Annotated in this window: 11 protein-coding genes, 1 pseudogene and 1 other annotated feature; all 12 genes and pseudogenes read right to left on the bottom strand. The window is 39.2% G+C overall.

What is annotated here, in order from left to right:
• Positions 1-51: 51 nt before the first annotated feature.
• The 12 genes and pseudogenes from Q1B07_RS16130 to Q1B07_RS16075 all read right to left on the bottom strand — a co-directional run bounded on the left by Q1B07_RS16130 (position 52) and on the right by Q1B07_RS16075 (position 11,914).
• Positions 52-348, bottom strand: a complete 297-nt coding sequence (locus Q1B07_RS16130) for a hypothetical protein (protein WP_299092053.1) — start codon at positions 346-348, stop codon at positions 52-54.
• 175 nt (positions 349-523) lie between these two features.
• Positions 524-1,755 (bottom strand): annotated as a pseudogene (gene tyrS, locus Q1B07_RS16125) (tyrosine--tRNA ligase).
• A gap of 205 nt (positions 1,756-1,960) precedes the next feature.
• Positions 1,961-2,464 carry an NUDIX domain-containing protein gene (locus Q1B07_RS16120; RefSeq protein WP_299092051.1) on the bottom strand — a complete coding sequence of 168 codons (504 nt, stop codon included), beginning with the start codon at positions 2,462-2,464 and terminating at the stop codon, positions 1,961-1,963.
• Positions 2,465-2,574: 110 nt separating this feature from the next.
• Positions 2,575-4,536 carry an insertion element protein gene (locus Q1B07_RS16115; RefSeq protein WP_299092048.1) on the bottom strand — a complete coding sequence of 654 codons (1,962 nt, stop codon included), beginning with the start codon at positions 4,534-4,536 and terminating at the stop codon, positions 2,575-2,577.
• On the bottom strand, positions 4,517-4,768 hold the full coding sequence (locus Q1B07_RS16110) for a hypothetical protein (protein ID WP_299092045.1): 252 nt from the start codon (positions 4,766-4,768) through the stop codon (positions 4,517-4,519). Before Q1B07_RS16110 ends, Q1B07_RS16115 begins: the two co-directional genes overlap by 20 nt.
• A 246-nt stretch (positions 4,769-5,014) precedes the next feature.
• Positions 5,015-5,230: a binding site (T-box leader), on the bottom strand.
• A 9-nt stretch (positions 5,231-5,239) separates the two neighbouring features.
• Positions 5,240-5,752 (bottom strand): MarR family transcriptional regulator, encoded by a 513-nt coding sequence (locus Q1B07_RS16105; RefSeq protein WP_299092062.1) that lies wholly within the window; start codon positions 5,750-5,752, stop codon positions 5,240-5,242.
• Positions 5,753-5,987: 235 nt separating this feature from the next.
• The gene (locus tag Q1B07_RS16100) at positions 5,988-7,145 is read right to left on the bottom strand and encodes a UxaA family hydrolase (RefSeq protein ID WP_299092042.1); all 1,158 of its coding nucleotides are present in this window, start codon (positions 7,143-7,145) and stop codon (positions 5,988-5,990) included.
• Positions 7,142-7,459, bottom strand: a complete 318-nt coding sequence (locus Q1B07_RS16095; protein ID WP_299833062.1) for a UxaA family hydrolase — start codon at positions 7,457-7,459, stop codon at positions 7,142-7,144. The genes Q1B07_RS16100 and Q1B07_RS16095 overlap by 4 nt, the downstream gene beginning before the upstream one ends.
• An 18-nt stretch (positions 7,460-7,477) precedes the next feature.
• The gene (locus Q1B07_RS16090) at positions 7,478-8,602 is read right to left on the bottom strand and encodes a UxaA family hydrolase (RefSeq protein WP_299092037.1); all 1,125 of its coding nucleotides are present in this window, start codon (positions 8,600-8,602) and stop codon (positions 7,478-7,480) included.
• Between the two features lie 49 nt (positions 8,603-8,651).
• On the bottom strand, positions 8,652-9,782 hold the full coding sequence (locus tag Q1B07_RS16085; protein WP_299092034.1) for a 2-keto-3-deoxygluconate permease: 1,131 nt from the start codon (positions 9,780-9,782) through the stop codon (positions 8,652-8,654).
• A 205-nt stretch (positions 9,783-9,987) separates the two neighbouring features.
• A complete protein-coding gene (locus tag Q1B07_RS16080; protein WP_299092031.1) occupies positions 9,988-10,944 on the bottom strand; it encodes a fumarylacetoacetate hydrolase family protein in 957 nt (318 codons plus the stop codon).
• A 16-nt stretch (positions 10,945-10,960) separates the two neighbouring features.
• Positions 10,961-11,914 carry a U32 family peptidase gene (locus Q1B07_RS16075; RefSeq protein WP_299092028.1) on the bottom strand — a complete coding sequence of 318 codons (954 nt, stop codon included), beginning with the start codon at positions 11,912-11,914 and terminating at the stop codon, positions 10,961-10,963.
• Positions 11,915-11,916 lie beyond the last annotated feature (2 nt).

Here is an 11,916-nt window from a genome sequence, read left to right as displayed (position 1 = left end):
ATTAATCTCACTATACCAAAGAATGAGGTGTTTTTTCATTTTTAATAGGTGTCAACTACCATAATTGATATAACCTAAATTCAATACAACCAACGAGTAACACTCATTTTCTTTGTGCGAAAGTTGAGTTATTAGTAAAAGGAGTGTTTTACTTGTATTACTACGATTACCCAGAAATGAATATTCACGGTATAAACCAATATGAAAACCTTGATAGACAACAGCCATTAGGGCAGCCTTACGGCGGACAGGGTTATGGACAAAGATTTGGTCAAGGGTACGGACAAGGTTATGGACCGGACTTTGGTCAAGGGTACGGACAAGGATTTGGACCGGGTTTCTATCCACCACGACCTCCTCGTTGCCGCTGGGTTCGCGAATGTAGATGGGTTTACCGTTGCGGCCCTGGTGGCGGCTATTACTCTTATGACTATGATGACAACGACTAATTTGGTTTTAGCGGATATCTTTAAGAGCATTGAATATAACGAAAAAGGATCTCCTAGAAGATCCTTTTTCGTCTCTATATCTTTATTTTCACAAATTTCCGCTTCCCAACCTGTACGATTAAATCATTTGTTACAGTAACCTGTAATTGTGTATCCTCGACCTTGTTACCATTTAATTTAACCCCTCGATTTTCAATCATTCTCCGTGCTTCGCCTTTGGATGTGAACATGTTTAGAGCCATAAGCAAATCGATGATCGAGATCTCAGTCGTTCCTTGCCATTCAACTACCGGTATCTCATCGGGAAGTGTACGTTGTTGAAAGACAGAAACAAAATGCTGTTCAGCTTTTTCAGCCGCTTCTTGGCCATGGTACATACGGACGATCGTTTTGCTTAATAGCATTTTCACATCTCTAGGGTGCAATTTCCCTCTGTTTACTTCGCCTTTGATCATTTGAATTTGCTCAGGTGTACAATCTGTTACCAATTCGAAGTATTTCATCATTAGTTCATCTGGAATGGACATCGCTTTTCCGTACATTTCTTGCGGGCTCTCGTCGATGCCGATGTAATTTTTCTTTGATTTTGACATCTTCTCTACACCGTCAAGTCCCTCTAATAACGGCATGAGCAGCGCCACTTGCTTTTCTTTTCCGAATTTCTCTTGAAAATGGCGGCCCATTAAGATGTTGAAATGCTGATCTGTCCCGCCGAGCTCAATATCACATTCCAATTCAACCGAATCATAGCCTTGCATTAACGGGTAGAAAAATTCGTGCAGAGAAATCGGTTTTCCAAAAGCAATCCTCTCTTCAAAGTCATCTCTTTCTAAAAGTCTGGCAACGGTTATTTTTCCCGCTAATTGAATCACATCCTCAAAATTCAATTTAGACAGCCACTTCGAGTTGTAATGCAGCTCTACCTTTGACATGTCGATAATTTTGGCAAATTGTTCGAAGTAAGTCTTCGCATTGTGTTGAACCTCTTCATCGGTTAATTGCTTTCTCGCAACGGACTTTCCTGTCGGATCACCGATTTTTCCGGTAAAGTCGCCGATAATCAGTTGAATCATATGGCCATTTTCTTGAAATTGTCGAAGCTTGTTTAAAACGACCGTATGACCTAGATGGACATCTGGAGCAGACGGATCCAGCCCCAGCTTTATTTTTAATGGCCGATTTTCAAGAATGGACGTGCTACTTTCTTTTCTAACTCTTCACTTGGTATGATTTCTTGTACACCTTGGCTATAAATCGCCATCTGCCTTTTGACTTCATTTCTCTGTTCAACAGTTAATTGACTCATTATTTTTCCCTCCTAAAAATGAATAAAAAAAAACCACATCCCGAAAAAGGTAACGGGTTCACTTTTGAGGTGCAAAAAGATGATTAGCAATTTAAATATCATTTTATTTCTCACCTATGTCACATCATAAATCACATAATAATACACACTAAAAAGGAGCTTAATTCTAAGCTCCTTTTGACTTGTATTGGTGTTTTTTAACTAATTAGGACTGTTTAAGTTTCTCTAACCATCCATCGTTCCACTGGAAGAATATTTCCTCAGAAGGCAACTCGAAAACTGATTTAGGATATGGTAATGCAAGTTCAGGCATTTCATTTAAGTTGAAATAGCGTAATTCAAAGGTTTCATCGTCTATCGGGTTTAGTTCTCCACTTTGAACTTCACATTCAAATAAGAACACATTATACTCAACTTTATGACCATTTGGATACTGATAACGAAAGTCCTTTCCGCCAAATACTCCTAATAATTTTTTGGGAGTAACATATAGACCCGTTTCTTCCCAAACTTCTCGAACCACAGCTTCAGCAGGTGCTTCCCCAAGTTCTATCGCCCCAGCAGGCAGACTCCACTTTTCTCCGTTCCCTTTGTTCTGAAATAAGATTTCTCCAAATTCATTCCGAACTATTCCTGCTACACACGGCATAAAAATCAAGTCTGAACCAAGTTTATCTCTTAATTTTCCATAGTAGTCTGACATAGCCATTTCTTTCATCCTCTCATTGAATTAATTGTATTTTCTAAAAATATATCCCTAATAAATATTAACATAAAAATCCAATTAACCTAAAAAATCGTCCATAAAAAATAGACGATTTACTTGAAGTATAAAATATCATTTAGTGTAAATTGCTTGTCTGTTAACCCTAATTGTTGAGCAGGTGTTAACTTTTCCTTTCCCTTTGTTTTCATTTTTAAACAGAAGTTGTAATAAGTGCGTAAGATGGTGAGTGACATTTGAGCATACTTAGGGTTAAAGTTTGCATAGATATAACTTTTTCCACCACCTCTTGCCGTTACCAATGGTCTTTCAAGGATGGACAACCTCCTCCGAATCATCTGCATAAAATTGCTTGTAGGTCTATCGCTGACCTTAAAGAACATATTTGCAACATATTCATCCGAAAGAGAACTTATATCTGTTGTGCAATCCACTGAAAAATATCCCTTATCCGATGGGGGCAGAGGATGTTCTACTGGATTCTTTGCCCAAACCTTATAGGTCTGTGCTCCGTCAGATAAGACCCTGTATAGAGGTTGTCCTTTCAACTCATACATTATCTTTAATAATGCCAATTTCTTTAAAGACAGTTCCTCGAAACCATTTAATTCTCCCCAAGCCTTTAGTTTGGATGCAGCCGTAAGGTATTCCTTATACGCTTCTGGAAGGTCTTTTTCACGGTCAATCTTACAAAGGAAATGATGAGCCTCACCTGAAAGGATTTCGTCGTTAAATGCCCGATAGATAGCCTTCATAATGGTATCATCTTCATCTGATACAAACCGCCATTTTCGAGAATGGAGAGTCTGTTTAATCAACCAAAGATGGGCGAGTGCCGTGTAATTGGAGTTTGTATGAAGTCCGTCTATATATTTTTTCCTTCTATGAAAATTACTCTGCAATAGTTCAAATTCAAAGTCAGTTTCATCATCTTTCTCAGTAGGCGGTTGCGGTGAATAGGAGAACCGTAGCCGTGCATTTTTTCTTGAAAACTCATAAAGATGGTCTTCCCTGTAATAAAGAGTATCTTCGTGAACATCATCTATCGTGATGGTCCAATCATAAGCAACATCTGACCGAAATATATAGCCCGTATCAATATCTCCAGTTACGACAATATGCGTTTGCATTAATTTATCTTCAAGATTATCGTACCGCAATCCTCCGTGACCCTTTTTTCGAACATTATTCAGATTGTATACCAGCTTATCCGTATTAAGCCAAAGAGAATCAAATTCCATCGTCTTTAAAGGCTTGTGTTCATACCGTTCGAGGAATTCAAGACATCTGCGATACAGCCATTCCAACTTATGATAGTAAGTTTGGGGTGCAATATCCAAAGCCTCACACGTTCTGCTTACAGGGGAACGATTCAAGAGCATTTTGGCGAACATTGGCATTATGTCATTCTTTTTTTGATGGTAGGTAAATTTCTGTTCTCTGTTCGGAAGAACATTTGTTATTTTCTTGCATTCTTTGCACTGCCATTTCTGTGAACCACCGCTACTTGTTCCTCTGCGATAAAAGAACTTTTGATGTGTGAAAGGCGTAAAATCTTCATTCACACACCCTATATTATGAAAAACATAATCTGGTTCAATATCCTTCACAATGTCCATCGTAGCTAATCGCTTTATTTCTTCTGCTACGGACCAATTGGAAACAGGAGTGACTGTACAGTTATGAGTTTTCTTGTTGGGATGAGTTTGGCGATTTGGATTACAGACAATCACATCTGATTTACCTTTTCCTTTACTGCTTAATTTATATCGACTCGGTTTATTCTTTATCTCTTCGAATCTCTTTTGGGGCTGACCGAACCACAAACAATAAGGATTAACACAATAATTGAATTGAATCTTGTGGATTTGACCATTGAACACAAATTCTATTGGTTCAAACAATTTATTGTATTTTTGCGAAAAATGTCTGGGGCTAAGCATTGGATAGTCAAGATGCCTGTCCAATAATTCTTCAGATGAAACAGGTTCAAAGATTTCAACTGTATCATCTAATTTGGTAGCCAATCGTTTTAGTTTAGCCAATGTTTTCATCATCCTCCATATCAAAGATTTGTGCTAAAATCCGCTTGTTATAGCGTTTACTCTCCACCCACTTTAGAAATTTCTTATCATTCAAGATATTGAGCAAAAACTCATCGACAATTTCCTCTTCCGTAAACTCTGTATATTCCGCATAATATTTCACAATCGAACGGGTCCGTTCAGATATTTTCCAACCAACCTTCTCCGCTCTTCTGTTTTTTGGCTCTATAAATTTCATTCCCATCAGGACTTTTACCTCCATTTTCAAATCACATACAATTTCACATTATAAATCACAATCAATTCACTTACCCTACAATAATTATTTCCATATATATGATTTTGTATGCGGATTCAGGTGCGAAAAAAATAAAAATTCTCCATAAACATTGATACTATAATAAAAAAAGCATTGAAATTCATTTGTGAATTCCAATGCTTTTTTGCTTAATTTTTACTTGTTTGCACCTTTAAACTGAACCCGTTACGAAAAAGGGACGTGGTTAACATTTGCACTCGGTACCACCCTTATTGAAGAATATCATTCTTCCGCTCAATGATTAACGGTCACCCGTTCTTTGCGGCAATTTCGCAAAGAAAGCTCAAGGAGTGTAATTCGTGTTATCTTTGTGTCGATTCGCACCACCCATCGACTCTCTGATTACAGGGAGATAACGACTATTTCTTTTCCTCTCAGCGCTTTTTTCCTATTAAATTAAAACTGATTTTCTCGAATGATTCTTCTAAGCAATGCTGCCATGCCTTTTTGCTCATCAAGCGTCAATTGTGAGACAATCTCCACTTCGCCTTGATGAAATCTCGGATATAGCTCCTCCATTACCTGCTTGCCTTTGTCTGTGATCGTGACAAATGTGATTCTTCGGTCCCTTGTATCCACTTTTCGATAACACAATTCCTTGCGCTCCAGTGTATTCGTAATATTGCTTACGGTTGCTTTTGTTACACCAGCTGACTCAGCTAATTTTTTCGTTTCAACCGAATTCCCGATCCACAAATCATATAGGATGGAAAAGGATGTCCAGGACAACCCGTATTCCACAAGGACTTCGCGTTCCATCTTATTTCTTAAGCCTTGTGCAATCCGGTAAATATTTGTCACAACGGCAATGGCATCGAGGTTTAATGAGCTAATAGGCGTTTTCGTCAGGAGATTGATTGTGTCGATCTCTTCTGGGAGCAATTCCCCTGCTTCGTTAAACGAATGGATAGTCCTCACCTCGTGAATTTTCATAATCGTTAGCTATGAAACGATTTTAGCAGATGGAATGTAAGAATGCAACAATTTAATAATCTTTTTAAGACCTTTAACAAAATTATTTACTAAAAATGTAAAAGGGTCAGCCCCTACCTACAATAAACCTGCAGCAGGACTAACCCTTTTCAATTTCAATCAAACGTTAAATTATCTATTTTCATTCTTGTTTGCTTGAATAGAGAAACTATTAAATCGTTTCGGCCAATCTCCAAATCGCAAATTCTTGATTATTATGTTTTTCAGATGCGGTAAAGGCGCCATTCGCTGTTTCCATCACTTTTAGATAGATTTCTTCCCCAATTTCATCAATGGTGTTCATACCATCAATTATTTTCCCGGCATTTACATCGATATGTTCAGACATGATCTCGTAGAGTCTTGGATTAGTTCCGATCTTTATTACCGGTACGATAGGAGAACCAGTAGGAGAGCCTTTACCAGTGGAGAATAAGACAATTTGCGCTCCTCCTGCCGCAAGCCCAGCTACCGATTCAACATCGTAGCCTGGTGTATCCATAAAGATAAACCCTTTTTCTGTAGGCTTTTCAGCATAAGAAACCACTTCCATTAAAGTAGAATTGCCTCCTTTTTTAATACACCCCAATGATTTTTCTTCGAGTGTAGTTAAGCCTCCTGCCATATTTCCTGGTGTAGGATTTGCGGATCTTATATCTTCTCCGGTATCTTTAATTCTATCCTCATAGTCCTTTACAATTTCGAGAAATTTTTTTCCTACATTTGGATTTATTGCACGATTGGCTAAAATATGTTCCGCGCCTATTGCTTCAGTCGTCTCAGCTAGAATACTAGTACCTCCATCTCTTACAACCGCATCAGAACAAGCACCAATTGCTGGGTTTGCGGTGATTCCAGACCAAGCGTCAGATCCGCCGCATTCTAGCCCGATGATTAATTCTGTTATATCTGCTGTTTCTTTCTTTTCATTACGGCTCCGTTCCAATGCCTTTTCGAGCCACAGTTTTCCTTCCTTAAGAACATCAGTGATTGTTTTATTTTTCTGAAATGTAATAGCATGAACATGATGGCCATCACTTTTCAGGAATGAGACAATTTCTTCAGCAGGGTCATTCTCACCCATCCCTAGAAAAAGTGCAGCGCTCACATTTGGATGGCCTGCGGTCCCTTTCAGCGTTCGGATGGTCTGTTCTAAATCTTCGGGATACTGGGCTTTTCCTGCTTGGTGTGCTACTGGAATAACACCTGGGACAAGCTGGGCTAATTTCTTTGTAAGACCTGCTAATTCACCAACAGTATTGATAACAATCACATGGTTTCTTACGCCAACACTTCCATTTTTTCTCCGGTACCCTTCAAATGTTTTCATGGTATTTGTACCTCCTTAAGAGCACTCAGCCTTTCTTCATTTTTTAATCCCCGGACATTAAAGACGTGAACATGGTACCCAGGATTGATTTCTTCCGTCGAAATGCCCATGCACTCTCCATATTTTATAATTTTGGCGCTTTTAGGGATAAAATCCGTGGCAATCTTATGACCATAAGGAATCTTCTCCATGACTTTGATTGTTCCAATATCCCCTTGGACAGAAAGGAATTCACCAGGTTCTATACTTCTAAGCGCCACGGCCACATTATCTTTCTCATTTAGCTTAAGCGCATTAAATTTTTGTCTCATCATGTTACCTCCATCCTTGTTTTAAAATGTCGTTCCTACATGAGGAATAGAAAATTCCCCTAATGCTAATTTTTCAAGGTTTGTTTGTTTTCCAGAGCATATTTCCAAAAGTTCTGCTAAAATAGCTTCTACTTGATATGAAACCTCTTCTGCAGTAACGATATAATCAATGAGTTCGTCAAAATACTCATCCTCATTTTGCGGTGTAAGTGTCATACAAGGCAAAGCGGATGAACCTGTCAGCACACCTCTTCTGCTGACAATCATCACAACATTACATCCACTGGAAGCCATATTTGACAAGGCCTCAACTATATTGGTCGGAACAGTTATAAGATGAAAGCCTTTCTCTGCAGGGATTTCATTATAACCAAGCAAACTCTTTATTGGAGTTGTGCCTGTCATCTCAGCTTCCAAAACTGCAAGTTTTTTTTCTTTCTCTGAAAAGCCCTGAAAAGCAATTGATTCATCTCTTACATCTTTCCAGTGTTTCCGCTGCAAACCTTCCGCCATTTTCCTCAGTCTATTTTTCACCTCAACGATTTCAGACCGTTCAGACAGTATTTGACCTGCTGGTTCTAATGTTTGAGAGATCCCCATCATGACATTGGCATTATGTTCAACCAATCGGTCAACGACTCCTCCTATCACTGGTGCCATCTTATTTAAGGAACTTTCATCTATATCGACTGTTAAAATTCCTACAGTTAATGTGGAAAGAGAGAGACGCTCCCGCTTTTGAGTTGCTGCTTCTCTTGCCCATTGTTCGACTATTTCCACACCTTTTTTAATGGTGTTTTCTCCGCCCGCCATTTGCTGAATCCCTATCCCCTTTACTGGCTTAGTATCTGGAATACTATCAAGCAATCCGCTGATCTGATTCGTTTCACAGCCCAATCCCACTAGGAGGGCGGAATAAAGATTCGGATTTGAAGAAATTCCTACGAGCATATTTTTAGTTAATTTGAAATCATCCCCAAGTTGTGCACATCCGTTTCCATGTACAAATGGAACTGTCCCAGGCACCCTCTCAGAAATTTCTTTGGCAACAACACTTGAACAAACAACCGAACAAATTACACCTATGTGATTTCGTATTCCTGCATTTCCATCTTCTCTGATATAACCTTCAAAAGAATATTCCAACTTCAAACTCCCCTTTCACTTAGTAAATTGTTATGAATATTCAATAAAATCAAATGACAGCATCTTCAATGTCGGAATTACTCTTCATCTTTTGCTCACTTTTAAACGATTCCTTTTTTCCGTCAATCCCTTTATTCTTTTGATACTTATCTGCCAGAATAACAGCAATTGGGACAAGCAATGCCGTGCTGATCGTAGCAATCGAAATTTGTGCAGATGCGACAGCAACCAAATCTTGATAAACCTGAGCCTCAGCAGCTGTCATTAATCCTGATCCAGCTGCTACAGATGCTGCCGCCGCGATTGCAGCCGGTGTAGCCACCGCATTTCCGGCAGTAGAAGCTTCCGCCCATGGGGCAATATAACTTTTCTCCCGGAAAAGTTTGAATGTAAGCACCATTGCTCCCCCTGAAAAGATAACTGTCATTAAAGCCAAGACAATTCCAGCACCAACGACTTCCGGATTAAAAAAGCTTGCCAGATTCATGCCCGCACCTAAGGCAAAAGCAAAGAAAGGAATGACCAATGTTTCTCCTGCAGCTAAAAATTTGCGTATCTCGTGATCAAGATTTCCTAATATCATCCCAATTAAAATTGGTAAAAGAACTGCAATAAAGGCAATTAACGGGAAATTTGCTCCCATCAGACCTAAAGCCATCAAAGTGAAAAATGGGCCATCATTAAGAGAGAGAACCGCTGTTGCTCCTACATCCGAACGATTTCCATATTGTCCTGTCAATGCTGCATACATTCCCCCATTGCCATTGGTCATTGCAGCTATGATAGCCATTGTCGATAAACCAAGGAAACCATTCACTGGATCAGACATTGCCCCCCACGCCATTCCAACGAGAAAACCAGCCAAATACTTTGATGTTGTCAATAGAACACCCTTTTTTAAAGCCTTTCCTCCTACGCGAAGATTCATCTGGCTGCCGGCACAAAACAGGAACAGCGCACATAAAGTTAAGGCTCCATCCTTAAACAAAGCCTGTGTAAAGCCGCCTATTTTTAAGAATTCATAGTTCCCGTCCGGTGTCGGTGCAACACCCAAACCTTTTAGGAGTTCCATAATAAAAGGAATATGTAGTTGATCAATTGTATTTAATAGAGCACCTGCTAATAATGGAACAACCATTAAGCCACCTGGAACTTTGTCAATTGACTGTTTGATTTTCATTTCTCCACTCTCCTCAATTATTCTTATTGTTTCGAAAAACGGTGCCCAGAAAAAATGTGAAACCGTTTACAAAAAACCGAAAAATATGTTGTCACTAAATTGAAAAGTTTTATCAACTTTATAGCTAAGTTGAAATTTTCATTCTGATTATCTTTTCTGTCACTATCAAAATCAGATGATCCGCAACATATATGAGAGAGTTTACTTAGAGGTTAGAAGTGGATTTCTCTTTTGATGTAGCTCCTGAATTAGGAATGTGTTTTTTAACATGGTTGGATAGAGTGCCAATGTTTTCAATCGTTATGGTCAGCTGATCTCCATCTTTTAACCATACTTGCGGATTTCTTCCCATTCCTACTCCCGGCGGAGTACCTGTTGCAATTAAATCCCCAGGCTTTAAGGTCATTGACTGAGATAGAAATGATACAATGTATGGAATGTTAAAAATTAGATTCTTCGTGTTGGACTGCTGCATGATTTCAAGATTCAAGCGTAAAGAAATCTCCAGATTATGCGGATCCCCAGCTTCATCTTTCGTTACGATTGCTGGCCCAATTGGGGCAAACGTATCGGCTGACTTTCCACGGGACCATTGACCATCTGTAAATTGAAGATCTCTTGCACTTACATCATTCATAATGGTATAGCCAAAGATATAATCTTCTGCTTCTTCTTCTGAAACATATTTCGCTTCCTTCCCAATAACAATTGCCAACTCTGCTTCAAAGTCAACTTGATTTGAGTTAATTGGAAGTTCAATTGCTTGGTTTTCACCAATAATTGCATTTGCATATTTTGAAAAAATTACCGGTGATGCTGGCGGCTCCAATCCCGTTTCTTTGCAATGATCCAGATAATTTAAACCAACGCAAATTATTTTTTCCGGCTGTGCAATTGGAGCTAAAATTTCCACTTCAGAAAGGGGGACTAATCCATTTTCGCTCATTTCCAAATCTTTATCATGATCCTTAAGAAGCGTTGTAACATAAGGAAGAATGACCTCGCTTTGCTCAATAAGCTGTTTCAAATCATTTGGAATCATAGGGCTTTCGAAACTGTTTTTCTTAGACCGTTTTTCTAAAGCATTTAAGTCTAAAATATGATTCTTTTTTAATATCCCAATATGTGTTTCCGATTGGGTTCGAAAAGATACAAATTTCATATAAATCTTCTCCTTTCTATTCATTTACTGCAGCTGACATGATACTCTTCGGAATTCCAAGTCCTTCAGCACCTAATACCGATGTTTTTGCTTCTGGATAGTAACGTTCAATCATTTGTACACCGATAGCTGCGCGGCGGACACGCTCTTGCACAAGGGAAATATTTGTTGCTTCCCACTGCTTTCCTGAAGGATATACATCTGGGTGATTCCGTAGACCAAATTTAATATAAACCGGTGCTAACACACGAATAATTTCCGGAATTTCATAATAGCGAAGGAAACCGCCAAAGTTGTCCGGAACCTCAACATATAAATCTATCGGAATATCAATGGCTTGGCGAATAGAGGCTAGTTTAGCCAAGGTAAGTGAGGATGGAACATTATAAGTCCCTGCACCTAAATCCTCCATTAGTTTTACAGAAACTGGGTTAGCCGCCCCCATTTGCACGGACACTTTGACAACAAAGTCTTCTGGAAGCTGTCCGTCTTTTTTCATTTCTTTTGTCATCAGTAAAAGCCCCTCATCAGCTACCAATGCACCTCTAAGTCCCAACCGCGCCCCTCTTTTTAAATCTTCCATTGCATAGACAAGCTGATCCGCGCCTTCATGGCGCAAAGCTTGGGACTTCCCAGCACTTGTCATAGGCCCTGCACTGATATCCCAAGTACCCCGTGGTCCGACAAACAAACTAAGTTCCATTCCCCTTTCCGCAGTAAGCCTGCACATTTCAAGAATTTCCTCATCTGTTTGAAGCATGATTCCGCTTCCTTGTGAAATTCGGTGAATTGTCAGGCCATAGCGATCAATTTCTTTTAATGTTTCATTTAAAGCAACCGGTCCTTCCACACTTGGCAATTCAATCCGGTACTGTGCACCGTCTGGAAAAGTTTTAGTAGAAGCAGGAAGTTCTATTAAATCTGTGGACGGGTAACCCAGTCTTTTTAGTAAATCCCTAGATTCATTCATAT

It is taken from the genome of uncultured Metabacillus sp., from assembly GCF_947503125.1.
In the GTDB taxonomy this organism is placed as follows: Bacteria; Bacillota; Bacilli; order Bacillales; family Bacillaceae; genus Metabacillus.
This window is presented reverse-complemented; position numbering and strand designations above follow the sequence as displayed.